The sequence below is a fragment of the Micromonospora sp. WMMC250 genome, from assembly GCF_027460215.1.
Classification (GTDB): Bacteria; Actinomycetota; Actinomycetes; order Mycobacteriales; family Micromonosporaceae; genus Micromonospora; species Micromonospora taraxaci.
The window spans coordinates 3,589,120-3,615,395 of the sequence record NZ_JAPZBJ010000002.1 but is presented as its reverse complement, the minus strand read 5'-3'; the positions used below and the strand labels follow the sequence as shown (position 1 = coordinate 3,615,395).

The following is a 26,276-nucleotide window of genomic DNA, read 5'->3' as shown; positions in this document are numbered from 1 at the left end:
TATGCGGTGATCGGTCAGCCGGCCGTGCCACCGACGCGGCGCAACAACACTTCCTGTAGATGCGCCCGGGTGTTGTCGTCGGCGCTGGTGTGCCGGGTCCAGCTACCGTCGCTGGACAGCTCGAACGCGTCCACGTCAGGGCTCATGGCGGCGGTCAGCACCTGGTCCAGTTCGGCGCGGGCGATCGGATCGCTGACCTGCACCAGTGCCTCCACCCGACGGTCGAGGTTGCGGTGCATGAGGTCCGCCGACCCCATCCAGAACTCGGCCTCGCCGTTGTTGCCGAACCGGAAGACCCGGGAGTGCTCCAGGAATCGGCCGAGGATCGAGCGCACGCGGATGTTCTCCGACAGCCCGGGCACCCCGGGTCGTAGCGTGCACATTCCCCGGATGAGCAGGTCGACGTGGACGCCGGCCTGGGAGGCCCGGTACAGCGCGTCGGTCACCCCCTCGTCGACCAGCGAATTCACCTTGAACTGGACCAGACCGGGCATGCCCAGGCGGACATGCGAGATCTCCCGCTCGATGCGCTCGATGAGGCCGGTACGGATGCCCTGCGGGGCGACCAGCAACCGTCGGTACGCGGTCTGCCGGCTGTAGCCGGTGAGCACGTTGAACAGGTCGGTGAGGTCCGCGCCGATCTCCGGGTCGGCGGTGAGCATCCCGAAGTCCTCGTACAGGCGGGCGGTCTTCGGGTGGTAGTTGCCCGTACCGATGTGGCAGTAGCGGCGGATCTGGTTGCCCTCCTGGCGGACCACCAGCGCGGTCTTGCAGTGCGTCTTCAGGCCGACCAGGCCGTACACCACGTGACAGCCGGCCCGTTCCAACGTGCGCGCCCAGCCGATGTTGGCCACCTCGTCGAAGCGGGCCTTCACCTCCACCAGCACCACCACCTGCTTGCCGGCGGCGGCCGCGTCGACGAGCGCGTCGACGATCGGGGAGTCGCCGCTGGTGCGGTAGAGGGTCTGCTTGATGGCCAGCACGTTCGGGTCGGCGGCGGCCTGCTCGATGAAGCGCTGCACGCTCGTCGCGAACGAGTGGTACGGGTGGTGCACCAGGATGTCCCCGTCGCGCAGGGTGGCGAAGACGCTGCGCGGCACCTCGCCCTCGGCGAGACGGGGATGGGTCGCCGGCACGAACGGCGGGTCCTTGAGGTCCGGCCGGTCGGCCTCGCCGTACACCTGCCACAGCGCGGACAGGTCCAGCAGCCCGGGCACCCGCAGCACGTCCTGGTCGTCCATGTCCAGCTCGCGGACGAGCGTCTCCAGCACGTGGTCGGAGATGGAGGCGGCCACCTCCAGCCGGACCGGCGGGCCGAACCGCCGCCGGGCCAGTTCCCGTTCCAGGGCCTGCAACAGGTCCTCGTCGCGGTCCTCGTCGACCTCCACCTCGGCGTTACGGGTGACCCGGAACAGGTGGCACTCGACCACCTGCATGCCACTGAACAACTGCCCCAGGTGCACCGAGATCAGGTCCTCCACCGGCAACATCCGTACGCCCGGCTGGTCCCGGTCCACCCGGACGAAGCGGGGGACGTTGTTGGGCACCTTCACCCGGGCGAACAGCTCGGAGCCGCCGTCGGGGTCACGAACCGCCACCGCCAGGTTCAGCGACCGCCCCGAGATGTACGGGAACGGGTGCGCGGGGTCCACCGCGAGCGGGGTCAGCACCGGGAAGATGTGCTCCCGGAAGTAGGTCCGTAGCCGCTCCCGCTCCGGGTCGCCCAGCTCGCCCCAGCGCAGGATGCGGATGTCCTCGGCCGCCAGCTTCGGCAGCACGTCGTCCACGAAGCAGGCGGCGTGCCGGGCGACCAGCGCGGCAGTGCGCTCCGCGATCAGCTCCAACTGGGTACGCAGGGGCAGCCGGTCCCCGCCGCGCACCGGCAGGCCGGCGGAGAGCCGCCGCTTCAGCCCGGCGATCCGCACCATGAAGAACTCGTCCAGGTTGCTGGCGAAGATCGCCAGGAACTTGGCCCTTTCCAGCAGTGGGGTGCGCTGGTCCTCGGCCAGGGTGAGCACCCGGGCGTTGAAGTCGAGCCAGGAGAGTTCCCGGTTGAGGAACCGGTCCTCGGGCAGCGGCGCGGGCGGTTCGTCGTCCTGCGCCGCGGCGGCGGTCGGGAGGTCGTCCGGCAGGACCTGGTGAACGCCGGCGACGGCGGGGGAGTCCACCTCGTCGCTGGTCGGCACGGGGTCGAGGACCTCGTCCAGCCCGGAGGAGGCGGCCCCCGGGTCGTCGGCGAGGGTGTCGGCGCGGGCGGCGCCGGCCCGTTCGGCGCGGGACGGGCGGAAGCGGCCGTCGGTGCCGCGCGCGCGGGAACCGTTGCGAAGATCGGAGGAGGGCTGGCGGGCCGGGTTCTCGCGAGGGGTGCTCACCCGCTCATAATCACCCGATTACGGTGAACGCAAAATGAACTTGGGCTCGACGGTTCAGATCATCGTCGGCAATGTCACCCGGACGACCGTGCCGTCGGTATCCGTGTCGATGTGCACCCGCTGGCCGAGCCGGAGAAGCCGCAGCCCGGAGGCGTCGAAGGCCGGCGCGGGGAAGCGCATCTCGGTGCCGTCGTCGAGCAGCAGGACACCGCTGCGCGTCGCCGCGTCGTAGCTGGCCACCGTGCCCTGCATGCTGGCACCGTACACCCGCCGGGTCACCCCGCGGTGCGGGCGGGGCGGGTCAGCCCGCGGTGCGGGCGGGGGCGGGTCAGCCCGCGGTGCGGGCGGGGGCGGGTCAGCCCGCGGTGCGGGCGGGATGACCGGCGGCGACGAGTGCCGCGGTGTGCGGCCCCAGCCCGAGCCGGGTGGCGGTGGTCAGGTCCGCGGGAGTGTCCACGTCCCGGCGCAGGCTGGGCCAGTCCCCGGTCAGGGGCAGCGCCCCGCTCGCCGCGTGCGCGACCGCCGAACCCACCCCGAAACGGGGGTCCAGCGAAACTCCGGGCGGGGCGGTGAGCAGGACCGTGCCGCTGCCGGGCGCGTCCGGCACGAAACGGCGTACCCCCGGTCGGCCGTTCTGCGCCGCGAGCAGCGCGCCGGCCAGCTCGGCCGGGCGCAGCGCCGGCAGGTCCGCGGTGAGCCCGGCCACCCATCCGGCGGTGGCCCCGGCGGCGCCGTGCCGGAACGCCGCGTTCAGGCCGGCGTCCGGCCCGTCGGGCAGCACCCGTGCGCCCGCCGCCCGCGCCGCCGCCGTCACCCGGGCGTCGTCGGTGACCACCAGGGCCTCGGCGACCGCCGGGCAGGCCAGCACCGCCCGGAGGGTGTCGGCCGCCAGGGCCAGCGCCAGATCCTCGTGGGGTACGCCGGACAGCGCCCCCCGCAGCCGGCTCTTGGCCGCGCCCAGATGCTTCACCGGCACCACCACGGCCCACCTCGGCTGACTCACGTCCGCAATCCTGCCAGCCGGACGACGGGACCCTCGCTGGCCGTACCGGGGGCGAGCAGGCATGATTTCCGCTGCGGGTGTCGCGGGCGGGGTTTCGCGGCGGGGTTGGGGCGCGACGAGGAGGCACAGTGGCACGGCGAAGGCTGGGATTCTGGCAACGGTTCGCCGTGGGGCTGGTCAAGCCCGTGATGACCGTCTGGACCCGCCGGACCTGGAGTGGCCAGGAACACCTCAGCGGCGACGGCGGCGTGATCATCGTGGCGAACCACCTCTCGCACGCCGATCCGCTGGTCTCCGCGCACTTCATCTACGACTCCGGGCGCTGGCCGCAGTACCTGGGCAAGGCCAGCGTGTTCCGGGTGCCGGTGGTCGGCTGGATCCTGCACCGGTGCCGGCAGATCCCGGTCGAGCGGGGCAGCGTCGACGCGGTCCGGTCGCTGGACGCGTTGGTCGACGCGCTCGACAGGGGCGGTGCCGTGGTGATCTACCCGGAGGGCACCACCACCCGGCAGCCGGAGCTGTGGCCGATGAAGGCCAAGACCGGCGCGGCCCGGCTCGCCCTGGCCACCGGCGCGCCCGTCGTACCGGTGGTGATGTGGGGGCCGGAGCAGATCTTCGACCCACGGACCAGCCGGGTGAGCCTGCGCCCCCGGATCCCGGTGACCGTCGTCGCCGGGGAACCGATCGACCTGAGCCGGTGGGCGGACTCCCCACCGACCCGGGCCACCCTCGAAGAGATGACGGACACCATCATGTTGCGGCTGCGGGACATGCTCGCCGAGATCCGTGGTGGCACACCGCCGCCGCTGTGGGAGCGACCGGCCCGGTCCTCCGCCGGCCGTGAGCAGCAGGGCGAAGCGGCATGAGCGAGCGGAGCGGCGGGCACGTCGCGGTGCTCGGCGCCGGTTCCTGGGGCACCGCCTTCGCCAAGATCCTGGCCGACGCGGGCCGGGACGTGACCGTGTGGGCCCGTCGTGCGCCGGTCGCCGAGAGCATCCGCGCCGAGCGCCGCAACCCGGAGTACCTGCCGGACCTGCTGCTGCCGGCCCGGGTCACCGCCACCGCCGACGCCGCCGAGGCGATCACCGGCGCCGAGGTGGTGGTCCTCGCGGTGCCGTCGCAGACCCTGCGGGGCAACCTCGCCGAGTGGGCCGGGCACCTGCACCCGGACTCCACCCTGGTGTCGCTGATGAAGGGCATCGAGCTGGGCACCACCAAGCGGATGAGCGAGGTCATCGTGGAGACCGCCGGCGTCGCCGCCGACCGGGTCGTCGTGGTGTCCGGTCCGAACCTGGCCCCGGAGATCGCCGCCGAGCAGCCCGCCGCGACAGTGGTCGCCGGAACGAACGGTCACCGTACGGCGCTCGTGCAGGCGTCGATCCGGACGCCGTACCTGCGGCCGTACACCAACGACGACGTGATCGGCTGTGAGCTGGGCGGGGCGGTCAAGAACGTGATCGCCCTGTCGTACGGCATCGCCACGGCGATGGGTTTCGGCGACAACACCCGGGCCATGCTGATGACCCGAGGGCTGGCCGAGACGGCCCGACTGGGCGTGGCGCTCGGCGCGGACCCGATCACCTTCGCCGGCCTGGCGGGCATGGGTGATCTGGTCGCCTCCTGCTCCTCCCCGTTGGCCCGCAACCGGACCTTCGGGGAGCACCTGGGCCGGGGCGAGACGCTGGAGCAGGCCCAGACCGCCACCCGCCAGACCGCCGAGGGCGTGAAGAGCTGCCTGGCGATCCGTGACCTGGCCCGCGCGCACGGCGTGGAGATGCCGATCACCGAGCACGTCGAGCGGATCTGCCACGAGGGGATGGATCCGCGCCTCGCCGTGGAGACCCTGATGAGCCGCACCGCCAAGCCCGAGTCGTACGAGTGAGCATCCGATGAGCGAGTTGGGAGACGGCACCCGCTGCGTGCGCGCCGGCCTGCCCGAGGCGAAACCAGGCGACCCGTTCCTGCCGGGGCCGGTCTTCGCCGCGCCGTACCACCTCGACCCGTTCCAGGGCCCCGGCGCGTCGCCGAACGGCTACGGTCGCCCGGACAACCCGACGCGGCGGCTGCTGGAGGCCGCCGTGGGCGAGTTGGAGGGCGGTGAGTGTCGCGTCTTCGCCACCGGTCAGGCGGCCATCACCGGCCTGCTGCTGACCCTGCTGCGCCCCGGGGACACCGTGGTGCTGCCCACCGACGGCTACTTCCCGGTCCGGGCGTTCGCCACCGACGTGCTGGAGGCGATCGGCGTCCGGGTGCTCTTCGTGCCGACGGTCGGGCCGTACCCGTCGTTCGAGGGGGTCCGGCTGGTGCTGGTGGAGACGCCGGCCAACCCGGGTCTGGACGTGGTCGACGTGGCGGCCCTGGCCGAGAGGGCGCACGCCGCCGGCGCGCTGCTCGCCGTGGACAACACCACGGCCACCCCGCTCGGTCAGCGCCCACTCGACCTCGGCGCCGACCTGGTGGTCGCCTCCGGCACGAAGGCGCTCACCGGCCACTCCGACCTGCTGCTGGGTTACCTGGTCAGCCGGTCCGCCGAGCTGATCACCGCGGTGACGACCTGGCGGACGACCACCGGTTCGGTTCCGGGGGCGTTCGACGCCTGGCTGGCACACCGGTCGCTGGCCACCCTCGACCTTCGGCTGGCCCGGCAAAGCGCGAACGCCGCAGCCGTCGTCGACCTGCTCGCCGGCCGTCCGGATGTGAAGGGCCTGCGCTGGCCGGGGCGGCCGGACGACCCGGCCTACCCGGTGGCCTCGACCCAGATGCGCCGGATACCGGGGGTGCTCTCGTTCGACCTGGGCAGCGCCGAACGGGTGGGCCGGTTCGTCGAGGCCGCCCGGCTGGTGGCGGCGGCGACCTCCTTCGGTGGCCTGCACACCACGGCGGACCGTCGGGAGCAGTGGGGTGACGACACCGCCCCGGGCTTCGTCCGGCTCTCCTGCGGGGCCGAGGACACCGCGGACCTGGTGGCCGACATCGCCGCCGCCCTGGACGCGGCCGGGCCGGTCTGAGGCCGCCGGTGCCACCGCCGTCCCCGACCGGCCGGGCCGCTCTCGTGGACCGGCTGCGCGCCGCCGGTTGCGTCTACGCCGAGGACGAGGCCGAGTTGTTGCTGGCCGCCGCCGACTCCCCGGCCGCGTTGGTCGACCTGACCGACCGTCGGGTGGCCGGTGAACCGTTGGAGTACCTGCTCGGGTGGGCCGAGTTCGCCGGCCTGCGGATCGCCGTCGACGCCGGCGTCTTCGTGCCGCGTGCCCGGACCGCCCTGCTGGTCCAGGTGGCGGCCGAGGTTACCGGCCCGGCCCCGGCTGTCGTGGACCTCTGCTGCGGGTCCGGGGCCACCACCGTCGCGCTGGCACACCGGCTCACGCCACGCTGGCTGGCCGCCGCCGACATCGACCCGGCGGCGGTGGCGTGTGCGCGGCGCAACGTGGACGGGCTGAACGTCGAGGTGTACGAGGGCGACCTCTTCGCGCCGCTGCCGCCGCAGTGGCGGGGTCGGCTGGACCTCGTCGTCTGCAACGCCCCGTACGTGCCGACCGGGGCGGTGGCGCTGATGCCTCCCGAGGCGCGGCTGCACGAGGCCCCGGTGGCGCTCGACGGCGGGCCGGACGGGCTCTCCGTGCTGCGGCGGGTGGGCGTCGACGCGGCCGGATGGCTGACCCCGGGAGGACACCTGGTGGTCGAGGCCGGCACCACCCAGGTGGACGCGCTCTGCGCCGCGTTCAGCGCCGCCGGCCTGATCCCCGCCGTGCGCCACGACGAAGACCTGGACGCCACAGCAGTAGTAGCCCAAAACCCCACCTGACTCCCGGCCCGGGCTGAACCGGTCGATCATGGAGTTGTGGTGTCCAGTTTTCGCCACATCGCATCATTTCCTCCCCACCGCAACTCCATGATCGACGGGGAGAGGCTGGGCTCGGAGCCGGGCGGGGTGGCCGGGCGTGGCGGGGGAGAGGGCTTGGCACTAGCCTCGGCTCACACTCATGACGGCGGGAGGCGGTTTCGGTGGGCAGCGCAGGGGTGCCGGTGGTCGTCGGGTTGGACAACGGCGGCACGAGCAACAACGCCACGGTGCTGACGGTGGACGGCCGGTTCCTGGTGGACGGGCTGCTGGAGATCCCCAGCGAGGTACGGGCCGGCCCGGACGCGGCGATCGAGGCGCTGGCCCGGGCGCTGGACGGGGCCCTGGCACAGACCGGGGTGCCGCGCGAGCTGGTCCAGGCGGTCGGGTTGGACACTCCCGGCCCGGCCAGCGCCGACGGCGTCATCTCGTCCCGGGGTTCCACCAACTTCTCCCAGCCGGCCTGGCGGGGCTTCGACGTGCGCGGAGCGCTGGAACGACGGCTCGGCCTGCCGGTGATCTACCACAACGACGGCAACGCGGCGGCGCTCTACGCCCACCACGTGCACTTCGGCGCCGAGGCGATGACCCGGTCGTCGGTCTCCGCGATCGTCGGCACCGGCCTCGGTGGCGGCGTGGTGGAGAGTGGTCGGGTGATCGCCGGTGCGGCCGGCATGGCCGGGGAGCTCGGTCACGTGCACGTCCCGCTGACCGGGCTGCTCGGCCCGGACCAGCCGGAGCCCACCTGTGCCTGCGGCTTCACCGGTGACGTCGAGAGCGTTGCCTCACTGACCGGCATCGAGCGCAACCTGCTGCCGTACTGGCTGACCCGGTACCCGGACCACCCGCTCGCCGCCGAACCGGTGGCTCGGGCGGCGAAGCTGGTGCGCGGGTACGGCGAACGGGGAGACGCCCTCGCGCGGGATCTGTTCACCCAGCAGGCGATGGCGCTGGGGCGGCTGTTCACGGTGGCGGCGAACTTCACCGACCCGCACGCGTACTTCGTCGGTGGTGGGGTGGTCGAGGCGGCACCGGAGTTCCGTGACTGGTTCCTGGCGACGGTCCGGGAGCACACGGTGCTGCGCGAGGAGCAGGCGGCAGTGGCCACCTTCGCGCTGGTGCCGGACCGGGACATGGCCGGTGCCCGGGGCGTGGCGATCGCCGCTCTGGAGAGGCTGCGCGCGGCCCCGGAGCCTCGCCCGCTGGTGGCCTGAGCCTGCCCACAGTCGCCTCGTCTGGCCGGCCGTGCCAGGAGTCTGCCGTGTCGTCGGTGCCACCGGCCTGCGGGTTGGTCCCGGTCCGGCGTCGGGTAGGTCGTGTCCCGGCCTGGCCCGCCGCGCGCCCTGAGAGGCGGCGCGGCGGGCGGTCGGCAGGTGGGGTGTCGGTTCGGTGAGTGGTGTGCGGCGGTCTGGTCAGGGGCGCGGTGGCGCCTGGGCGAAGGCCGCCCACGCGGCCGTCGCGAACAGCAGGGCCGGGCCGGCCGGGTCCTTGGAGTCGCGGACGGCCACCAGCCGTGGCAGCGCGGCAACCTCGACGCAGGCGCCCTCGTCGCCGCTGCGGCTGCTCTTGCGCCACGCCGCCCCGGCCAAGGCCGCTGTGATTGTCGGTGTCATCGGTCCTACCGTCCCTTCAGGGCTGACAGGAGCATCTCGCGGCTGTCCGCCGGGCTGAGCGCCACGCTTCGGAGATGCTCCATGATCTTGGTGCAGGTACGCGTCTCGCCGGCCCGGTCGAGGATCATCTGACCTGCCACGGTCTCCACCGAGGCGATGATCGGATCCTCCGGGTCGGCGAACTCGAGGATGTGCAGTGAGCCCCGCGTGCCCCGGTGGTAACCGGCCGACAGGGGGATCACCTGGACGCTGATGTTCGGCAGCTCGGCCATCTTGACCAGGTGTCGCAGTTGCCCGTCCATCACCGACTGGTCGCCGACCGGGCGTAGCAGCGCGCCCTCGTCGATGATCGCGTCGAAGATGGGTGGGTTGTCGCCGGTGAGGCGCTGTTGCCGGTCGAGCCGGATCTTGACCCGCTGTTCGACCAGGTCGTCGCCGAGGGTGTGCGGTCCGCCGCGCATCACGCCACGGACGTAGTCGGCGGTCTGCAGCAGGCCGGGCACCACCGAGGGCTCGAAGTTGGCGATGGCGGTCGCCTCGGCCTCCAACGCGATGAAGTCGATCGTGCGTGGATCCAGCAGGTACGAGTACGACACCCACCAGCCCGGCTTGCGGGCGTCTTTGGCGAGTAGCACCGCTGCGGCCACCTCCTCGGCACTCACCCCGTACGACGTGAGCAGGGCGCGCACGGTGGCCGGGGTGATCAGGGTCTGGGCGTTCTCGTACCGGGAGAGGGTGCTGCGGGTGCTGTTGATCTCATCCGCCGCGGTCTCCAGCGTCAGCCCGGCGGCTTCCCGGTGTTGGCGCAGGGCGATGCCGAGCCGGCGGGCGCGGGCGGTCTTGGGGGCCAGGCATCGATGGTCGCACACATTTGCGGGAACGTCTGCATGAGAGAACGTCGATGAGAGTTGCATTCACGGCTGTACACGTGTCAATCTGTTATCGCGTCCTCACCGCCGGTTGTCGTGGCGACGGTGGTGGTGAGCGACCGGAGGGGATGGGGCGCGCGGCGATCGGGTTTCTCCCCCGTACCCGATCGTCGCGTGCCGCCCCTCCATCCCGGCCCGCCGGAAGGAGACGACGTGGGAACCTGCCCGCAGCCCCCCGCCGTGTGCGACGCGGGCGGCTTTCGATGACCCGCTTCCTCGTGGTGCTCACCGACGTACGCCCGGTCGACGGCATCGAGCGCAACGAGCGGGTCGCGCCGGAACGGCGCCGCCAGGTGGTCGGCGCCAACAGCCGGGAGGCCGCCGACCGGATCGCCGGAGCGTTCATGGCGTTGGGCATGGTGCGGGCCGGCCGACAGCGGGTCAAGGTCATAGCCGTCGGTCGGCGGCACTCCCGGGACTGAATAGCCCCAGGTCAACGGCCCTGTGAGACAGCCACTGTCTCGTCACGCACCGTATATCTCCTGTTGACCGATTGCCGTGTCGTGCTGCGGCTCGCCGGGTATCGCCTCGCCCTGCCGCCACGCACAGTAAGGTCAACCGGGTGAGCGCCACCGGCGAGCACGACCAGCCGCAGTCGCGTACGAAGAGGTGACCGGAGTGACCACCCCAGGCAAGACCCGCGTGGCGATCGTGTTTGGCGGCCGCAGCCCGGAGCACGGCATCTCCTGCGTCAGCGCCGGCAGCGTGTTCGGCGCGCTCGACCCGGACGAGTTCGAGGTGGTGCCCGTCGGCATCACCCGGGCCGGCCAGTGGGTGCTGACCGACGGAGATCCCGCCCAGCTCGCGATCAACGCCCGCCAGCTGCCGGAGATCACCGCCGAATCCGGCGACGACATCGTGCTGCGCGCCGACCCCACCGGCAACGGGCTGATGGTCCTCGACCCCACCGAGGGTCCGCGGGTGCTGGCCGACGTGGACGTGGTCTTCCCGGTGCTGCACGGCGCGTACGGCGAGGACGGCACCATCCAGGGAATGCTGGAGATGGCCGGCATCCCCTACGTCGGGGCGAACGTGTTCGCCTCGGCCGCCGCGATGGACAAGGAGTTCACCAAGAAGCTGTGTGCCGTCGAGGGCATCCCGGTCGGCACGTACGCGGTGCTGCGCAACGGAATGACCCTCAGCGAGCAGGACAAGGAGCGGCTGGGCCTGCCGGTCTTCGTCAAGCCGTCCCGGGCCGGCTCGTCCTTCGGTGTCAGCAAGGTCAGCGACTGGGCGCAACTGGACGACGCGGTCGCCGCCGCCCGGAAGTTCGACCCGAAGGTCATCATCGAGGCCGCGATCATCGGCCGCGAAATCGAGTGCGGGGTCTTGGAGGGCGAGGCCGGCGGCGCGCCGGAGGCGTCCGTGCTGGCCGAGGTGCGGGTCGTCACCGACCACGACTTCTACGACTTCGAGGCGAAGTACCTCGACGACTCGTGCGAGTACGACATCCCGGCCAACCTGCCGGAGCGGGTGACCCGTCAGGTGCAGGAGTACGCCGTCCGCGCGTTCACCGCGCTGGACTGCGCCGGCCTGGCCCGGGCGGACTTCTTCGTCACGCCCGAGCTGGACGTCTACCTCAACGAGATCAACACGATGCCCGGGTTCACCCCGACGTCGATGTTCCCGCGGATGTGGGCGGCTTCCGGCCTGGAATACCCGAAGCTGGTCAACCGACTGATCCGTACCGCCCAGCGGCGCGGCATCGGCCTGCACTGAGCGCGGCGTCGGCCTGCACTGAGCCGGCCGGCCCCGCCCGCGTACGTCAGCCGGTGCGGGGCCCGCTCAGCGTCAGCGCTGGCAGCCGGACGGGATGGCGCCGCCGGACGGCACAGTCGCCACGATCGTGCTGGAGATGGTCGGCACCCACTGCAACGGCTGCTCGTACGAGCGGGGGACCCGCACGGTGATCAGTGTTTCCCGGTCGACGGTGCTGAGCACTGCCGCGTCGGCCTGCTCGGCCAGGTGCCAGCAGACCCGGTTGACCGTCCAGACCTCGTCGGTGTCGGGGAACGTCGGCTCGGCGCCGCCGCAGGCCACGGTGAGCGCCGGGTCGCCGTAGGCGGCGTTCTGCTCGGGGCCGGCGGTCACCGGCCGCTGCGCCAGATCGCGGATGCTCGCCGGAAGCTGGGAGAGCAGAGCCCGGCAGACGGTGGCCGGGCGGGCGGCCAGCGCCGGGGCGGCCATCTGCACCGGAGTGGTGGACTGCACCCGGGCGCTGCTGGCGGACGGGCTCGGCGCGGCGGCCGGGGTGTCCGGGGCGAGCTTGGTGAAGGCCAGCACGGCCACCAGCAACGTGATGGGCAGCGCGATCACCGTGGCCAGCAGGGCGGCGCCGCGGATGGTCCGGTCCCGACCGGCCGGCGCGGCGGCGGCCGGGTCGACCGGTTCGCGGTTACCGTCAGCCGGCCCACGCGTGCTGTCGGCCGCCTCGCGCGTGCCGTCAGCTGCCTCGCGCGTGCCGTCGTCGTCCAGAGCGGAGGAGGAGGTCGTCATCTCGTCCACTTACAGCCGCACCACCGAACACGTGAGGGTGCGGGTGATGCCGGGCACCATCTGCACCTTGCTGACGATGAGTTTGCCGAGCTCGTCGACGGTGTTCGCCTCGGTGAGGACGACCACGTCGTACGGCCCGGTCACGGCGTCGACCCGTACGACGCCGGGGATGTCCGCGATGAGACCCGCCACGTCACGTGCGCGGCCGACCTCGGTCTGGATGAGGATGTACGCCTGTACCACGACTCGACCTCCGTCCGTCGCCGCCCGGGAGCGGCCCGAAGGGTGAAACTACCTTACGGACCAGGTCTGATCCCTATCGGTGGTCAAGGAGCAGCGGTGAGCGAGCAGGGCGGGGCCGGGCGGCACGGGCGGAACTCCGGTGGTGGCGTCAGCGTGTCCGGGATCGGGGAGTTCGGGCTGATCGGGAAGATCACCGCTCGGCTGTCGTACGGGCCGACGACACTGCTGGGTCCGGGTGACGACGCGGCGGTGGTGACTGCGCCGGACGGCCGGGTCGCGGCCTCCACCGACGTGCTCGTCGACGGGCGACACTTCCGGCGGGACTGGTGCTCGGCCCTCGACGTGGGGCACAAGGCGGCGGCGGCCAACCTGGCGGACATCGCGGCGATGGGCGCGACGCCGACGGCCCTGCTGGTCGCCCTGTGCATGCCGGCAGACCTGGAGACCGGCTGGGCGGAGGGGTTGGCCGACGGGCTGTCCGCGGAGGCGTCGTCGGTCGGCGCGAGCGTCGTCGGCGGGGACATGTCCTCCAGCCCCACGCTGACCGTCGCGGTCACCGCTCTCGGCGACCTGGAGGGGCGTCCGCCGGTGCTGCGGTCCGGCGCCCGTCCCGGGGACGTGCTCGCCCTGGCCGGTCGCACCGGGTACGCGGCAGCCGGGCTGACCGTGCTCACCCGGGGCTTCCGCACGCCCCGGGTGCTGGTCGAGGCGTACCGGCGGCCGCAGGTGCCCTACCCGGCCGGTCCGCAGGCCGCCAAACTCGGCGCCACCTCGATGATCGACGTGTCGGACGGGCTGCTCGCCGACCTCGGGCACGTGGCGACGGCGAGCGGGGTGGCCATCGACGTACGCCGGGACGCCTTCGAGGTGCCCCGGCAGATGGCCGACGCCGCGCAGGCGCTCGGCGTCGACCCGTACACCTGGATCCTGACCGGTGGCGAGGACCACGCGCTGGCCGCGACCTTCCCTCCGGCGGTGGCGCTGCCGTCGGAGTGGCGGCCGATCGGCGTGGTCACGCACGGTGGCGGTGTGACGGTCGACGGGGCGCCCTACGACGGCCCGACCGGCTGGGACCACTTCCGTTAGGGTCCGGTGCCCCGCCGTACCCTGGATACCGTGAGTGAGATCGAGATCCGATTGGTGCGGTTCGACGCACCGGTGGCGCAGCAGTTGATCAAAGCCGCACTGGCCGACCTCGGTGCCCGCTACGGCGGCACCGGCGACGACACACCGGTGGACGCCACCGAGTTCGAGCCGCCGGACGGCGCGTTCCTGGTCGCCTACCTGGCGGGTGAGCCGGTCGGCTGCGGTGGCTGGCGCAGCCACGGTGCGGACACCGCGGAGCTGAAGCGGATGTACACGGCACCGGCGGCGCGGGGCCGGGGCGTGGCCCGCAGGGTCCTGGCCGCCGTGGAGCGCTCGGCGCGTGAGCAGGGCCGCAAGCGGGTGGTCCTGGAGTGCGGGGACAAGCAGCCCGAGGCGATCGCCATGTACCGCTCCGCCGGATACGAGCGGATCCCGAACTTCGGCTTCTACAAGGACGCGGAGGGCTGCGTCTCCTTCGGCCGCATCCTCTGACCACGAGCGGTCCCCACCACACGACAGAGCCGGCGGACCTCAAGGGTCCGCCGGCTGAGCCGTACGAGAAAGTGGGTGCTACCGCGTCAGGCGCGGGTGACCTTGCCGGCCTTGATGCACGAGGTGCAGACCTTCAACTTCTTGGTGTTGCCGCCACCGGCCGGGGTACGCACCGACTGGATGTTCGGGTTCCAGCGGCGGTTGGTCCGCCGGTGCGAGTGGGACACGTTGTGGCCGAAGCCCGGTCCCTTGCCACAGACGTCGCACACGCTAGCCACGGGATACTCCTGGGATTGATACGTTCATGGGGTCGCCGGCAGGTGCTGCCCGGGCAACCTGGTCAGGTTACCCGATGACTCGCCGACCCGGCCAACCGGCCCGGTCCGGCGCTCGATTGTGCTCCGGCTCCCACCTGGTCGCGGGCCCGTCCGCCCGAGAGTGGGCCGGCCCGGCGGCAAGGTTACCGGAGGGGCCCGGTCGCGTTGCGGTGACCGCCGGACCGGGAGGCGGGGGACACGCCGGACGACTCCGGCGCGTGTCGGTGCGCGCCAGTAGGCTTCTGCCCGTGCTGGACACCCTCGACGCCGCCACGGTCCGCCGCTGGTGCGCGAGCGGGTTGGCCGCGCTCAAGCGCCACCAGGGCGAGATCGACCAGCTCAACGTCTATCCGGTGCCCGACGGCGACACCGGCACCAACCTGGTGCTCACCCTCACCTCGGCCCAGCAGGCACTCGCGATGGACCTGGACACTCTGCCCCACAGCGGGCCGACCGCACACGGGCACGCGCTGCGGTTGATGGCGCAGGGCGCGCTGCTCGGCGCGCGGGGCAACTCCGGCGTGATCCTCTCGCAGATCCTGCGGGGCTTCGCCGACGAGGTCGCCGTCGCACCGGTGGTGCGGGGCCGGGAGTTGGCCGCCGCGCTGCGCTCCGGCACCGCGGCCGCGTACACAGCGGTCACCCGGCCGGTCGAGGGCACTCTGCTCACCGTGGTCGCGGCGGCCGCCACGGCAGCCGACCAGGCGGACACCGACGATCTGCCGGCGGTGGCCCGCGCGGCGGCCCGAGCCGCTACCGAGGCGCTCGCCCGGACACCGGAGCAACTGCCGGCCTTGGCCCGCGCGGGTGTCGTGGACGCCGGCGGCCGAGGGCTCTGTGTGCTGCTCGACGCCCTGGTCGCGGTGCTCACCGGCGAGACCGCAACCCACCCCGCGCCGACGCCGCGCTCCGCCCGTCCGGCGGCCACCGCCGCCCGGGAGACGGGTTCCGAGGAGTACGCGTACGAGGTGCAGTTCCTGCTCGACGCCCGGGCGGAGGCGGTCGACGGGTTGCGCCGGGCATTGGACGCGTTGGGAGACTCCCTGGTCGTCGTCGGCGACGGACGGGAGCCGGAGGGCACCTGGAACGTGCACGTGCACGTCAACGACGTGGGCGCGGCGGTCGAGGCGGGGGTCGCCGCCGGTCGCCCGTACCGGATCTCGGTGACCCGTTTCGCCGACCAGCAGGAGCCGCCTCCCGGGCCGGTGGCGACCGGTCGGGCCGCGGTCGTGGTCGCCACCGGGGGTGGCATCGCCGAGCTGTTCGCCGCGGAGGGCGCGACGGTGGTGCCGGGCAACCCGTCCACCGGTGAGTTGCTGGACGCCGTCCGCAGCACCGGCGCGGCCCGGGTGGTGGTGTTGCCCAACGACGCCAACACGGAGGCCGTGGCCAGCGCGGCGGCACGCGAGGCCCGCCGGCACGGCGTCAGGGTGAGCGTGGTGCCGACCCGCTCACCGGTGCAGGCGCTCGCCGCCCTCGCGGTCCGCGACGGCGACCGCCGCTTCGAGGACGACGTGATCGCGATGGCCGAGGCGGCGGGCGCGTGCCGTTACGCCGAGGTTTGCCATGCCAGCCGGGAGGCGCTGACCGTGGCCGGCCCGTGCCGGCCCGGCGACGTGCTGGCGCTGGTCGAGGGGGAGGTGCACCTGATCGGCACCGACCTCACCGACACCTGCGCCGCGGTGGTCGACCGGATGCTCGGCGGCGGTGGCGAGATGGTCACCCTGTTGGCCGGGCTGGACGCCCCGGCCGGGCTCACCGACGCCGTCCGCGCCCACGTCGAGAGTCGCTGGCCGTTCGTCGAGGTGCACGCGTACCCGGGCGGCCAGCCGTTTTATCCGCTCCTGGTAGGGATCGAATGAGCGAACCAGCCACCGTGGACACTCCGCTGAAGAAGCTGGTCGGGGACAAGACGGCCAAGGCGCTGGCCGCCCACCTCGACCTGCACACGGCGGGTGACCTGGTCTACCACTTCCCGCGCCGCTACGACGAGCGCGGCGAGCACACCGACATCCGTTCGCTGGACGTCGGCGAGCAGGTCACCGTGCTGGCTCAGGTGCAGCGCACCGCGGTGCGTCCGATGCGGCAGCGGCGGGGCAACCTGCTGGAGGTGACCGTCGGCGACGGCTCGGGCGGAGTGCTGATGTTGACGTTCTTCGGCAACCAGGCATGGCGGGAGCGCGAGCTGCGTCCCGGTCGGTGGGGGCTGTTCGCCGGCAAGGTCACCGAGTTCCGGGGCAAGCGACAGCTCAACGGCCCGGAGTACGTGCTGCTCGGCGAGGGTGGGGAAGGCGAGGCGGCGGTCAGCGACGAAATCGAGGAGTTCGCCGGCGCGCTGATCCCCGTCTACCCGGCCGCCGCGGCCTTGCCGACCTGGGTGATCGCACGGTGCGTACGGGTCGTGCTGGACACGTTCACCCCGCCGGACGACCCGCTGCCCGCCGAGGTGCGCGCCAGCCGCAAGCTGGTCGGGCTGGGCACCGCACTGAAGGAGATCCACCGGCCGTCCAGCAAGGAGGCGCTGCACCGGGCACGGCGGCGGCTCAAGTGGGACGAGGCGTTCGCCGTCCAGTTGACACTGGTGCAGCGCAAGCACCGGGCAGCCGACTGGCCGGCCCGACCCCGCCCGGCCCGCACGGGTGGGCTGCTGGAGGCCTTCGACGCCCGTCTGCCGTACGAGCTGACCGAAGGCCAGCGCGACGTGGGCGTGGAGATCGCCGAGGATCTGGCCGCACCGCACCCGATGCACCGCTTGTTGCAGGGCGAGGTGGGCTCGGGCAAGACGGTCGTGGCGTTGCGGGCGATGCTCCAGGTGGTCGACGCCGGTGGCCAGGCCGCGCTGCTGGCACCCACCGAGGTGCTGGCGGCCCAGCACCACCGCGGCATGCTCGACCTGCTCGGGCCGCTCGGTCGTGCCGGTGAGCTGGGCGCCGCCGAGCACGCCACCCGGGTCGAGCTGGTCACCGGCTCGCTGGGCGCGGCGGCCCGTCGCCGGGCGCTCGGCGAGGTGGCCAGCGGTGCCGCCGGCATCGTGCTCGGCACCCACGCCCTGCTCTACGAGGGGGTCGACTTCGCCGATCTCGGCCTGGTGGTCGTCGACGAGCAGCACCGCTTCGGCGTGGAGCAGCGCGACGCCCTGCGGGCCAAGGCCGACCAGCCGCCGCACGTGCTGGTGATGACGGCCACCCCGATCCCACGCACGGTGGCGATGACCGTCTACGGCGACCTGGAGGTCTCCACCCTCTCCCAACTGCCCCGGGGGCGGTCACCGATCGCCTCGCACGTGGTGCCGGCCGCCGAGAAGCCGGCGTACCTGGACCGGGCCTGGCGTCGGCTGCGTGAGGAGGTGAGCGCCGGCCACCAGGCGTACGTGGTCTGTCCCCGGATCGGTGACGGTCCCACGTCCGACGAGGAGCCGCCACCCGAGGACGACAACGGTCGACGCCCGCCGCTGGCGGTGACCGAGGTGGCCCCGCTGCTGGCCGAGGGGCCACTGCACGGCCTGCGGATCGGGGTGCTGCACGGTCGCCTGCCGGCCGACGAGAAGGACGCGGTGATGCGCTCCTTCGCGGCCGGCGACCTGGACGTGCTGGTGGCGACCACGGTGATCGAGGTCGGCGTGGACGTGCCGAACGCGACAGTGATGATCGTCCTCGACGCCGACCGTTTCGGTGTCTCCCAGCTGCACCAGTTGCGGGGCCGGGTCGGGCGGGGTGCCGCCGCCGGGCTCTGCCTGCTGGTCAGCGAGGCGGCCGAGGGCTCCTCGGCACGGGAGCGGCTGGACGCGGTGGCGTCCACGAGCGACGGTTTCAAGCTCGCCGAGCTCGATCTGGAGCAGCGCCGCGAGGGCGACGTGCTGGGCGCCACCCAGTCCGGTCACCGTTCACATCTGCGGCTGCTGTCGCTGCGGCGGGACACGGATCTCATCCGCGACGCCCGCGCCGAGGCGATCACCCTGATCGAGGCCGACCCGGAGCTGAGCCGTAACCCGGCGCTGGCCGCCTCGGTGGCCGCGCTCGTCGACGAGGACCGCGCGGAGTACCTGGAGAAGGGCTGAGCCCGCCGGACCTGCCCTGCACCGGGCAGCCTTGACCTGCCCGGCCCTGACCAGCTCCGGGCCCGGCCTCCCTGGGCCCGGCCGGCCCAGCCCCGGCCCGCGCTCCGCGCGTGATCCACTCCTGTTTCAGGAAACCGGGGTGTCGAGCCCTGAGGGATGCCCCGACTTCAATGACTCCGAGTTGATCACAGCGCACGGGGCATGACGGGCCAGGGCTGGGATGAGGCCGCGCAGGGCTCGGCGGGCCACCCCGCGCATGACGAAGGGCGCGCCGACCGGGTGGTCGGCGCGCCCTCAGTTGTCAGAGCGGGTTGTCTCAGGCGGTGAAGGTCACCCGACGACGCCGAGCGATGACGAAGAGCACCGCGCCAGCGATCAGCAGCGCGATCGCGCCGGCGGCGATGCCGCCCGCCGCCGCACCGGTGACCGGGAGGCCCGGCTCCTCGCCGCCGGCGCCACCGCCACCGCAGTTGCCCTCCGGCGTGTAGACCGCTTCCATCTCCAGGTCGAGGTCAGGCAGCGCGACGAGAGCCGACTCGGCCTTGCTGGCCTTGAAGGTCACCGTCTCCGACTTGCCGGCCGCGACCGTGCGGGTCTCGTTCTTGTCGCCGTAGGTGAACGTCGCCTTGACCGGGAGACCACCCTCGGGGTTGGTCACGGTGAGGGCGAAGTCCTTGCAGTCGGCCTTGGTGGTGACGACCGGCAGCGGGCAGTCCTCGGGGCGCTCCCACGCGTACGTGCCGTTCTCGACCACCTTGCCGTCGACCAGCACCTCGATCTTGCCGGCGTCAGCCGCGGGCACGACAACGCTGGTGTCGGCCTTGCCAGCCGGGACGGAGACCTTCTTGGTGAAGCCGTTCTCGCCCTTGACCTCGAACTCGACGGCGTACTTGCTGATCTTGCCGTCGTTGCTCAGCGACACGGCGACCGAACCGTCGCAGTTGGACGCGAAGGTCGAGGCGGGGGTGGTGCAGCTCTTGTTGCCGCCGTTGTACCAGCCCTGCGGGCCCTTCGAGCGGTTGCCCGGGGCGCCCGGGGAGCCGAGCTTCTTGTTGTCGTAGCGCTTGCCACCCTCGACCAGCTCGTCGATGACCTCGTCCTTGCCGCCCCAGATCAGGTCGACCTGCGTGTGGCAGTCCGGGATCTCGACGTTCAGCGTGATCTCGGTCTGGGTGCCGCCGATCCAGTTGCTGTCCGGCGTGCCGTAGACGTACTGCGGGGTGGCGAACTGCGGCCGGGGCGCGAAGTACGACACCAGCGTGAACCACTGCTTGCCCTCGCCGCAGAGCGGCAGGTCACCGTCGAGCTTGACGGTGGCGGTGCCCTTCGGGCCGTCGAAGGTGTGGCTGTACTTGGCCTTGTCGACGTCGACGCACTTCGGGGTCGGCGCGCAGGAGCTGTCGGCGGCCAGGTTGATGCTGCCGTCGTTGGTGGCTTCCTGCCCGTTCTTCTTCCACTTGCCGAACACCGTGAGCTTGGCGCTCTTGGTGTCGCCCGGCACGCGCTGGACAGCCAGCACGCTGCCGCTCTTGCGGATGACGGAACCCTCCAGCGGGACGGCCTTGGAGCCCTTGACCGGCACGGTGACCTCGGTCGACGGGTCCGCGGTCACCTTCTTGAGGGTGACAGCCTTGTCGCGCTCGCTGTTCTCCACCTTCCAGGTGATCACTCGCTCACCGGTGAGGCGGTCACAGTCGGCTACGGCGGTGATCGTGGTGTGGTGCGCGCTGGCCGGGCCGGCCACCGCGACTGCCCCGGTGAGGCCGATGAGGGCGGCTCCCAGGATGGCCAGCGGTCGCTGTAGCGACAGCTTGGGACGGATCACGGGTACTCCTGGAGTGCTGAAGCGTCAGGGGTGTGGCACGGGAGTGACAGTGGACGGTCGCTGCACGTCCGATCGGAGAGGCGCCCTCCCGTACCGCGGGCCGGTGGGTTGCCGCCGGCACCCGGCAGACCCTAGCGAGATCGCCTCACATGAGACAGCGCTCAGGATTCGCTAAGACGGATGTTATGAAGTTGAGATCATTGATATACGAGAAGTGATCACGTGATCTTCCTGGTGGTACCGACCGTGTCGGCCGGCGGGTCCGAAGAGTCGCGTAGCGTCGCGGGCATGAGCAGGTGGAGACCATGACCCGGATCGTGGCCGGCACACTCGGTGGCCGGCGGATCGCCGCGCCTCCCGGTGCCGGCACCCGACCCACGTCCGACCGGGTTCGGGAGGCACTGTTCAGCGCCATCGAGGCCGAGGTCGACCTGGACGGCGCCCGCTTCGCCGACCTGTACGCCGGCTCCGGCGCGGTCGGGCTGGAGGCGCTCTCCCGGGGTGCTCGGCACGTGCTGCTGGTCGAGTCCGACCCACGCGCGGCCCGAGTGATCCGGGAGAACGTCGCGACCCTCGGGGTCGGCCCGGCAGCCCGCCTGGTCGCCGGCAAGGTGGCGACGGCGCTGGCCGCCGGCCCGGACGGCGGCCCGTACGACGTGGTCTTCGCCGACCCTCCCTACGCGGTGCCGGACGAGGAGATCACCGCTCTGTCGGCGGCGCTGGTCGGCGGTGGGTGGCTGGCGCCCGACGCGCTGGTGGTGGTGGAGCGGTCCAGTCGCACCAGGCAGTTCGACTGGGTGGACGGCATCACCCCGGACCGCAGTCGCCGTTACGGCGAGACCACACTTTGGTACGGTCGCCGATCATGAGACGTGCGGTGTGCCCCGGTTCGTTCGATCCGGTCACCAACGGACACCTCGACATCATCGGGCGGGCCAGTCGGCTCTTCGACGAGGTGATCGTCGGTGTGCTGGTGAACCAGTCGAAGAGTGGTCTCTTCACCGTCGAGGAGCGGATCGACATGCTCCGCGAGGTCACCTCGTCGTACGGGAACGTGCGGGTCGAGTCGTTCCGCGGGCTGCTGGTCGACTTCTGCCGGGCCCAGCAGGCGAGTGTGCTGATCAAGGGCCTGCGCGCGGTCAGCGACTTCGACTACGAGTTGCAGATGGCCCAGATGAACATCGGGCTGGCAGGCGTCGAGACGCTCTTCATGCCGACCAACCCGCTCTACTCGTTCCTCTCGTCGAGCCTGGTCAAGGACGTGGCCAAGTGGGGTGGCGACATCTCCGCGCATGTTCCCGACCCGGTCCGTAAGGCTCTCCAGGCCCGTCTCGGCCCCCGTAGCTGATCCGCCCTCCGTCACCGGGCGCCCCTTTTGCCAGAAATCGAGGCAAGAGTACGGGCACGGTGGGCGCCGGGTGACGATGTCGCGACGCGCCGGGTTGGGGCGGATGGGGCGCGGGTGGGGCGGGCACGCCATGATTGGTGGCGCGGGGAACGGCCGTAGCCCGCATCATGGAGGTCGGCCGAAGAACGACAGGAGTGAGGTACCGGTGGACCCGCTCGATCGCATCGACGAACTGATCGCCATGGTGGAGCAGGCCCGCTCCGTCCCGATGTCGCGCAACAACTGCATGGTCGACCGGGGTGAGACGATCGCGGCCCTCGACGAGATACGTGCCGACCTCCCCGCCGACCTGCGTCGCGCCGCCGCGCTCCTCGAGGAGCGGGACAAGATCATGGAGGCCGGCAAGCGTGAGGCGGACCGGATCATCAGCGAGGGTGAGGCAGAACACGCCCGCCTGGTCTCGGTGAACGAGATCACCGTGTCGGCCGAGCACGAGGGTGCCCGGATCATCGCGGAGGCCCGAGCCGAGGCGCAGCGCCTGCGTGAGGAGGTCGACGACTACGTCGACACCGCGCTGGCCAACTTCGAACAGTTCCTCACCCGGGCGCTGGCCTCGATAGAGCGCGGCCGGGACAAGATGCACGCCCTGCGGGAGATCGGCACGTTCGCTGGGGACGAGGCGGAACGCCCGCTACCCTTCTGAGCGGCACCTCACCAGCCGACATTCTCGCCGAAGGCGTCGCCCCCGGTTCGACGGTCCGGCGGTCGTCCAGGTAACCTTTTTTGTCGGCCTCTCACCGGCCGGAGTCTAACTATGCCCAAGCACTCGCCATCGACACTCAACCCCAGGTCGCCGCTGGTCCTCGACACGAGGGACCTGCCGCGCCGCCCTGGCGCGTTGCGTGAGGTCAAGCGGGTCGTGCCGGCACCGGCGGACCTCGGTGTGGAGTTGATCGGCGTGCCGGAGGGTGCGGATCTCGACCTCGATCTGAGGTTGCAGTCCGTGTCCGAGGGCGTGCTCGTCTCCGGGACCATCACCGGTCCCGTCAAGGGCGAGTGCGGCCGTTGCCTGCGCGAGATCAACGACTCGATGGGCGTGACGATCCAGGAGCTGTACGCGTACGAGGACAGCACCACGGACGCCACGACCGACGAGGACGAGGTGGGCCGGATGCAGGGCGATCTGATCGACCTGGAGCCGGCGCTGCGGGACGCGTTGGTGCTCACGCTGCCGACCAACCCGCTCTGCCGGGAGGACTGCCCAGGACTGTGCCCCGAATGCGGGGCGCACTGGGACGATCTGCCGGCCGACCACAGTCACCAGCAGATCGACCCGCGTTGGGCGGGCCTGTCGCAACTGACCGTTACAGAGGAGTAAGAACCGTGGCCGTCCCGAAGCGCAAGATGTCGCGCAGCAACACCCGGTCCCGCCGGGCGAACTGGAAGGCGACGGTGGTCGCGACCGTTGCGTGCCCGCAGTGCAAGTCCCCGAAGCTGCCGCACGCCGCCTGCTCCGTCTGCGGCACCTACAACGGCCGCCAGGTTCTCGAGGTCTGACCTGGACGCCCAGTGACGCCCCCGACCCCAGGTCGGGCGGCGCGCGCATCCTGGCATTCGCCCGGTGCCCCGGCTCCCGATGCCCGGCCGACTCCGGCCGGCGTTCCCGTGGAGCCGGGCACCGCGCGGATCGCCGTTGACCTCCTCGGCGGGGACGACGCTCCCGCCGTCGTGGTTGACGGCGCTCTGCGGGCCATGCGTGCCGACCCTGACCTGCACCTGCTCCTCGTCGGTCCGACCGAGGTCGCCGACGAGTTGATCGCTGAGCTCGATCCGGCGCAGCGCGTCCGGGTCGCCGTGCGGCCGGTGCGCGACGTCGTCGGCATGGCCGACTACCCCAGTGCGGCCCGCAAGGAGAGCACCGTCCGCGCCGCGGTCACCGCCGTGCGCGACGGCACCGCCGATGCGCTGGTGTCCGCCGGCGCCACCGGCGCCACCGTCACCGCCGCCGTTCTCGGCCTCGGCCGTTGGCCGGAGATTCGCCAACCCGCCCTGGTCGCCACCCTGCCCGCCGTGGTCGGGCCGGTGGTCCTGCTCGACGTCGGTGGCTCCCTGGAACCCCGCCCGGCCACCCTCGCCCGCCACGCCGTCCTCGGCGCCGCGTACGCCGCGGTGGCCCACTCGATCTCCGCGCCCCGGGTCGGGCTGCTGTCGGTCGGCACCGAGGCTGGCAAGGGCGACCGGGTCCGCCGGTCCACGGACCCGCTGCTCGCCGCCGAACAACTCCCCGCCGGGGCGCGCTACGTCGGCCTGGTCGAGGGGTACGACGTGACCCTCGGCGCGCGCGCCGATGTGGTCGTCACCGACGGGTTCACCGGTAACGTGCTGCTCAAGGCCATTGAGGGCGCGTACGCCATGGCCGGCGGCCCTCCCGCCGAAGGTGGCGCTCCCCGCGCTGCCGCCCTGCTGGGCGTGGCGGGGACGGTGGTCGTCTGCCACGGTTCCGCCCGCGCCGGCGACGTCGCCTCCGGCATCGCCCTCGCCGCTCACCTGTGGCGACGACGCGCCACCGATCTGGTCTCCGCGTTGCTCGACGGCGACGCCGCGACGGACCGCGCCAACCGTTCCACCGACACCGAGGTACGCACATCATGAGCAACGACAAGAGGCGGCGGGTATCCGTCGGTCACCTGGAAGCCGCCTTCGGCGTGAGTCTCGAACCCGAGCTGCTCCAGCGCGCGCTGACCCACCGCTCGTACGCGTACGAGAACGGTGGGCTGCCCACCAACGAGCGGCTGGAGTTCCTCGGCGACTCGGTGCTCGGCGTGGTGATCACCACAGCGTTGTTCCACAACCACCCGGACCTGCCCGAGGGGCAGCTGGCGAAGCTGCGCGCCAGCGTGGTCAACATGAGGGCGCTCGCCGACGTGGCCCGTGGTCTGGGCCCGGACGGCCTCGGCGCGTACCTGCTGCTCGGCAAGGGTGAGGAGACCACCGGCGGTCGGGACAAGGCGAGCATCCTGGCCGACACGCTGGAGGCGCTGCTGGGCGCGATCTACCTCCAGTACGGGCTGGACACCACGGGCATCGTCATCCACCGACTCTTCGACCCGTTGATGGCCGAGTCGGCTGGTCGGGGTGCCGCCCTGGACTGGAAGACCAGCTTGCAGGAGTTGACGGCGGCGCTCGGGCTCGGCGTTCCGGAGTACCGGATCGAGGGCACCGGCCCGGACCATCTGAAGACGTTCACCGCGTGGGTGGTGGTGGCCGGCAACCGGTACGGCGGCGCCGAGGGGCGCAGCAAGAAGGAGGCCGAGCAGCGCGCCGCCGAGGCCGCCTGGCGGACGCTCGCCGAGCAGAACGGCCACACCGGCGACGACAGCCAGACCAGCGGTGGCGGCCAGAACGGCGCTGCCAGCCAGAACGGTGCTGCCAGCCAGACCGGTGAGGCCAGCCAGAACGGCGCTGCCGGTCAGAACCGCGAGGCCAGTCAGAACGGCGAGGCCAATCAGGACGCCCGGGGCGGGCTGCTGGAAAGCGCCGAGCGGGCGGCCGAGGCCGAGCAGGCCGACCACCTGGCGCAGGCCCTGCCGGCCGGGGGCGCCGACGGCCACGAGACGGGGTCGCGGCGTGCCTGAACTGCCCGAGGTCGAGACCGTCCGGCAGGGGCTGGCCCAGTGGGTGGTCGGCCGCCGGATCGTCTCGGTCGAGGTCCGTCACCCACGTGCGGTCCGTCGGCACGTGCCCGGTGATGTGCACTTCGCCGACGTACTCGCCGGTCGGACGGTGCTCGACGCCCGCCGCCGGGGCAAGTACCTGTGGCTGCCACTGGACAGCGGCGACGCGATCATCGGTCACCTCGGCATGTCCGGCCAGATGCTGCTCCAGCCAACCGGCACCGCCGACGAGACCCATCTGCGGGTCCGGTTCCGGTTCGCCGACGACGGGCCGGAGCTGCGTTTCGTCGACCAACGCACGTTCGGCGGCCTCTCGGTGAGCGAGGGCGGCGCCGAACTGCCCGACGAGATCGCGCACATCGCCCGTGACCCGATCGACCCGGAGTTCTCCGACGCGGATTTCGTCGCCGCTCTGCGCCGCCGACACACCGAGGTGAAGCGGGCGCTCCTCGACCAGACCCTGATCTCCGGGGTGGGCAACATCTACGCCGACGAGGCGCTCTGGCGTGCCCGGCTGCACGGCGGCCGACCCACCGACGCGTTGACCGCCCCGGCCGCGCAGCGCCTGCTCGGCCACGTCCGTGACGTGCTCGGCGAGGCGATCGGTCAGGGCGGCACCAGCTTCGACGCCCTCTACGTCAACGTCAACGGCGAGAGCGGTTACTTCGACCGGGCGTTGAACGCGTACGGCCGCGAGGGCGAGCCGTGCCGTCGGTGCGGCGCGCCGATTCGCCGCGAGGCGTTCATGAACCGGTCCTCGTACAGCTGCCCGCGCTGCCAACCGCGCCCCCGGGGTTCCCTTCGGGGATGACCCGGAGTCGACTCCGGGGCGGCGTCGGCGGGTCGCCGCGGGTCGCTCCGGGCTGGACCCCGGCGTACGTCCGATTCGTGGCTGATGCCCGCCGCGCCGACCCCCGCCGGCCAGCCCAGGGTTTCCGGGGCGGGCCGGGGCCGATCCCCGATGTGACCGCCTCGTCACG

At 72.2% G+C, this 26,276-nt stretch carries 27 protein-coding genes and 1 pseudogene; 19 read left to right on the top strand and 9 right to left on the bottom strand.

What is annotated here, in order from left to right:
* Window positions 1–14 precede the first annotated feature (14 nt).
* From O3438_RS15850 to cofC, 3 genes are all read right to left on the bottom strand, one after another.
* Window positions 15–2,372: an RNA degradosome polyphosphate kinase gene (locus tag O3438_RS15850; RefSeq protein ID WP_269680685.1), complete on the bottom strand. Its 2,358-nt coding sequence runs from the start codon at window positions 2,370–2,372 to the stop codon at window positions 15–17.
* 54 nt (window positions 2,373–2,426) lie between these two features.
* Window positions 2,427–2,624, bottom strand: coding sequence for a cold-shock protein (locus O3438_RS15845; protein ID WP_269680684.1), 198 nt, complete (start codon window positions 2,622–2,624; stop codon window positions 2,427–2,429).
* A gap of 103 nt (window positions 2,625–2,727) precedes the next feature.
* Window positions 2,728–3,375, bottom strand: a complete 648-nt coding sequence (cofC, locus tag O3438_RS15840) for a 2-phospho-L-lactate guanylyltransferase (protein WP_269680683.1) — start codon at window positions 3,373–3,375, stop codon at window positions 2,728–2,730.
* Between the two features lie 128 nt (window positions 3,376–3,503).
* Here cofC and O3438_RS15835 point away from each other — a divergent pair, with 128 nt between their 5' ends.
* The 5 genes from O3438_RS15835 to O3438_RS15815 all read left to right on the top strand — a co-directional run bounded on the left by O3438_RS15835 (window position 3,504) and on the right by O3438_RS15815 (window position 8,430).
* Window positions 3,504–4,241, top strand: a complete 738-nt coding sequence (locus O3438_RS15835) for a lysophospholipid acyltransferase family protein (RefSeq protein WP_269680682.1) — start codon at window positions 3,504–3,506, stop codon at window positions 4,239–4,241.
* Window positions 4,238–5,257, top strand: a complete 1,020-nt coding sequence (locus O3438_RS15830) for an NAD(P)H-dependent glycerol-3-phosphate dehydrogenase (protein ID WP_269680681.1) — start codon at window positions 4,238–4,240, stop codon at window positions 5,255–5,257. The genes O3438_RS15835 and O3438_RS15830 overlap by 4 nt, the downstream gene beginning before the upstream one ends.
* A gap of 7 nt (window positions 5,258–5,264) precedes the next feature.
* Window positions 5,265–6,383 carry a cystathionine gamma-lyase gene (locus tag O3438_RS15825; RefSeq protein WP_269680680.1) on the top strand — a complete coding sequence of 373 codons (1,119 nt, stop codon included), beginning with the start codon at window positions 5,265–5,267 and terminating at the stop codon, window positions 6,381–6,383.
* Between the two features lie 8 nt (window positions 6,384–6,391).
* The gene (locus O3438_RS15820; RefSeq protein WP_269680679.1) at window positions 6,392–7,180 is read left to right on the top strand and encodes a putative protein N(5)-glutamine methyltransferase; all 789 of its coding nucleotides are present in this window, start codon (window positions 6,392–6,394) and stop codon (window positions 7,178–7,180) included.
* Window positions 7,181–7,380: 200 nt separating this feature from the next.
* On the top strand, window positions 7,381–8,430 hold the full coding sequence (locus tag O3438_RS15815; protein WP_269680678.1) for an ROK family protein: 1,050 nt from the start codon (window positions 7,381–7,383) through the stop codon (window positions 8,428–8,430).
* Between the two features lie 198 nt (window positions 8,431–8,628).
* On the opposite strand, the gene O3438_RS15810 is transcribed toward O3438_RS15815, so the two are convergent.
* Together O3438_RS15810 and O3438_RS15805 are read right to left on the bottom strand one after the other, a co-directional pair.
* The gene (locus tag O3438_RS15810; protein WP_269680677.1) at window positions 8,629–8,829 is read right to left on the bottom strand and encodes a DUF397 domain-containing protein; all 201 of its coding nucleotides are present in this window, start codon (window positions 8,827–8,829) and stop codon (window positions 8,629–8,631) included.
* A 5-nt stretch (window positions 8,830–8,834) separates the two neighbouring features.
* The gene (locus tag O3438_RS15805; RefSeq protein WP_269683658.1) at window positions 8,835–9,680 is read right to left on the bottom strand and encodes a helix-turn-helix domain-containing protein; all 846 of its coding nucleotides are present in this window, start codon (window positions 9,678–9,680) and stop codon (window positions 8,835–8,837) included.
* A 281-nt stretch (window positions 9,681–9,961) separates the two neighbouring features.
* Here O3438_RS15805 and O3438_RS15800 point away from each other — a divergent pair, with 281 nt between their 5' ends.
* Both O3438_RS15800 and O3438_RS15795 read left to right on the top strand, forming a co-directional pair.
* A complete protein-coding gene (locus O3438_RS15800) occupies window positions 9,962–10,180 on the top strand; it encodes a hypothetical protein (protein ID WP_269680676.1) in 219 nt (72 codons plus the stop codon).
* A 196-nt stretch (window positions 10,181–10,376) separates the two neighbouring features.
* Window positions 10,377–11,477: a D-alanine--D-alanine ligase family protein gene (locus O3438_RS15795; protein WP_269680675.1), complete on the top strand. Its 1,101-nt coding sequence runs from the start codon at window positions 10,377–10,379 to the stop codon at window positions 11,475–11,477.
* Window positions 11,478–11,549: 72 nt separating this feature from the next.
* Here O3438_RS15795 and O3438_RS15790 read toward each other — a convergent pair whose 3' ends face one another.
* Together O3438_RS15790 and O3438_RS15785 are read right to left on the bottom strand one after the other, a co-directional pair.
* The gene (locus tag O3438_RS15790) at window positions 11,550–12,254 is read right to left on the bottom strand and encodes a DUF3515 family protein (RefSeq protein WP_442929611.1); all 705 of its coding nucleotides are present in this window, start codon (window positions 12,252–12,254) and stop codon (window positions 11,550–11,552) included.
* Between the two features lie 9 nt (window positions 12,255–12,263).
* Complete coding sequence (locus O3438_RS15785) at window positions 12,264–12,497, bottom strand: Lrp/AsnC ligand binding domain-containing protein (protein WP_030487446.1); 234 nt, start codon at window positions 12,495–12,497, stop codon at window positions 12,264–12,266.
* Window positions 12,498–12,650: 153 nt separating this feature from the next.
* Between O3438_RS15785 and O3438_RS15780 the strand changes: the two genes are divergently transcribed.
* Together O3438_RS15780 and O3438_RS15775 are read left to right on the top strand one after the other, a co-directional pair.
* Window positions 12,651–13,583, top strand: coding sequence for a thiamine-phosphate kinase (locus tag O3438_RS15780; RefSeq protein WP_269683657.1), 933 nt, complete (start codon window positions 12,651–12,653; stop codon window positions 13,581–13,583).
* A gap of 30 nt (window positions 13,584–13,613) precedes the next feature.
* Entirely contained in the window at window positions 13,614–14,075 is a 462-nt protein-coding gene (locus O3438_RS15775) for a GNAT family N-acetyltransferase (RefSeq protein ID WP_269680673.1), read from the top strand.
* An 86-nt stretch (window positions 14,076–14,161) separates the two neighbouring features.
* Here the strand turns inward: O3438_RS15775 and rpmB are convergent, their stop codons facing one another.
* Window positions 14,162–14,353, bottom strand: a complete 192-nt coding sequence (gene rpmB, locus O3438_RS15770) for a 50S ribosomal protein L28 (protein WP_011905179.1) — start codon at window positions 14,351–14,353, stop codon at window positions 14,162–14,164.
* Window positions 14,354–14,640: 287 nt separating this feature from the next.
* Here rpmB and O3438_RS15765 point away from each other — a divergent pair, with 287 nt between their 5' ends.
* Together O3438_RS15765 and recG are read left to right on the top strand one after the other, a co-directional pair.
* Window positions 14,641–16,254: a DAK2 domain-containing protein gene (locus tag O3438_RS15765; protein WP_269680672.1), complete on the top strand. Its 1,614-nt coding sequence runs from the start codon at window positions 14,641–14,643 to the stop codon at window positions 16,252–16,254.
* Entirely contained in the window at window positions 16,251–18,449 is a 2,199-nt protein-coding gene (recG, locus tag O3438_RS15760) for an ATP-dependent DNA helicase RecG (RefSeq protein ID WP_269680671.1), read from the top strand. The genes O3438_RS15765 and recG overlap by 4 nt, the downstream gene beginning before the upstream one ends.
* A gap of 316 nt (window positions 18,450–18,765) precedes the next feature.
* On the opposite strand, the gene O3438_RS15755 is transcribed toward recG, so the two are convergent.
* Window positions 18,766–20,274, bottom strand: a complete 1,509-nt coding sequence (locus O3438_RS15755; protein WP_269680670.1) for a cell wall anchor protein — start codon at window positions 20,272–20,274, stop codon at window positions 18,766–18,768.
* 305 nt (window positions 20,275–20,579) lie between these two features.
* Here O3438_RS15755 and rsmD point away from each other — a divergent pair, with 305 nt between their 5' ends.
* The 8 genes and pseudogenes from rsmD to mutM all read left to right on the top strand — a co-directional run bounded on the left by rsmD (window position 20,580) and on the right by mutM (window position 26,107).
* The gene (gene rsmD, locus O3438_RS15750) at window positions 20,580–21,143 is read left to right on the top strand and encodes a 16S rRNA (guanine(966)-N(2))-methyltransferase RsmD (protein ID WP_269680669.1); all 564 of its coding nucleotides are present in this window, start codon (window positions 20,580–20,582) and stop codon (window positions 21,141–21,143) included.
* Entirely contained in the window at window positions 21,140–21,622 is a 483-nt protein-coding gene (gene coaD / locus O3438_RS15745; RefSeq protein WP_088991071.1) for a pantetheine-phosphate adenylyltransferase, read from the top strand. Before rsmD ends, coaD begins: the two co-directional genes overlap by 4 nt.
* A gap of 205 nt (window positions 21,623–21,827) precedes the next feature.
* Window positions 21,828–22,325: a hypothetical protein gene (locus O3438_RS15740; RefSeq protein WP_088991070.1), complete on the top strand. Its 498-nt coding sequence runs from the start codon at window positions 21,828–21,830 to the stop codon at window positions 22,323–22,325.
* Between the two features lie 111 nt (window positions 22,326–22,436).
* Window positions 22,437–23,000, top strand: coding sequence for a YceD family protein (locus O3438_RS15735; RefSeq protein WP_088991069.1), 564 nt, complete (start codon window positions 22,437–22,439; stop codon window positions 22,998–23,000).
* Window positions 23,001–23,005: 5 nt separating this feature from the next.
* Window positions 23,006–23,179, top strand: coding sequence for a 50S ribosomal protein L32 (rpmF, locus tag O3438_RS15730; protein WP_030335284.1), 174 nt, complete (start codon window positions 23,006–23,008; stop codon window positions 23,177–23,179).
* 108 nt (window positions 23,180–23,287) lie between these two features.
* The gene (locus O3438_RS15725; protein ID WP_269680668.1) at window positions 23,288–24,274 is read left to right on the top strand and encodes a phosphate acyltransferase PlsX; all 987 of its coding nucleotides are present in this window, start codon (window positions 23,288–23,290) and stop codon (window positions 24,272–24,274) included.
* A pseudogene (gene rnc / locus O3438_RS15720) lies at window positions 24,271–25,035 on the top strand (ribonuclease III); the annotation flags it as partial. The gene O3438_RS15725 and the pseudogene rnc, both read left to right, overlap by 4 nt.
* 214 nt (window positions 25,036–25,249) lie before the next feature.
* Entirely contained in the window at window positions 25,250–26,107 is an 858-nt protein-coding gene (gene mutM, locus O3438_RS15715) for a bifunctional DNA-formamidopyrimidine glycosylase/DNA-(apurinic or apyrimidinic site) lyase (RefSeq protein WP_269680667.1), read from the top strand.
* The last annotated feature ends 169 nt before the right edge of the window (window positions 26,108–26,276 follow it).

Excerpts from the sequence above, each read along its gene's own strand:
- O3438_RS15800 (WP_269680676.1), top strand. The coding sequence starts at position 9,962 with ATGACCCGCTTCCTCGTGGTGCTCACCGACGTACGCCCGGTCGACGGC.
- O3438_RS15735 (WP_088991069.1), top strand. The coding sequence starts at position 22,437 with ATGCCCAAGCACTCGCCATCGACACTCAACCCCAGGTCGCCGCTGGTC.
- O3438_RS15830 (WP_269680681.1), top strand. The coding sequence starts at position 4,238 with ATGAGCGAGCGGAGCGGCGGGCACGTCGCGGTGCTCGGCGCCGGTTCC.
- rsmD (WP_269680669.1), top strand. The coding sequence starts at position 20,580 with ATGACCCGGATCGTGGCCGGCACACTCGGTGGCCGGCGGATCGCCGCG.
- coaD (WP_088991071.1), top strand. The coding sequence starts at position 21,140 with ATGAGACGTGCGGTGTGCCCCGGTTCGTTCGATCCGGTCACCAACGGA.
- O3438_RS15825 (WP_269680680.1), top strand. The coding sequence starts at position 5,265 with ATGAGCGAGTTGGGAGACGGCACCCGCTGCGTGCGCGCCGGCCTGCCC.
- recG (WP_269680671.1), top strand. The coding sequence starts at position 16,251 with ATGAGCGAACCAGCCACCGTGGACACTCCGCTGAAGAAGCTGGTCGGG.
- O3438_RS15845 (WP_269680684.1), bottom strand. The coding sequence starts at position 2,624 with ATGCAGGGCACGGTGGCCAGCTACGACGCGGCGACGCGCAGCGGTGTC.
- O3438_RS15810 (WP_269680677.1), bottom strand. The coding sequence starts at position 8,829 with ATGACACCGACAATCACAGCGGCCTTGGCCGGGGCGGCGTGGCGCAAG.
- O3438_RS15790 (WP_442929611.1), bottom strand. The coding sequence starts at position 12,254 with ATGACGACCTCCTCCTCCGCTCTGGACGACGACGGCACGCGCGAGGCA.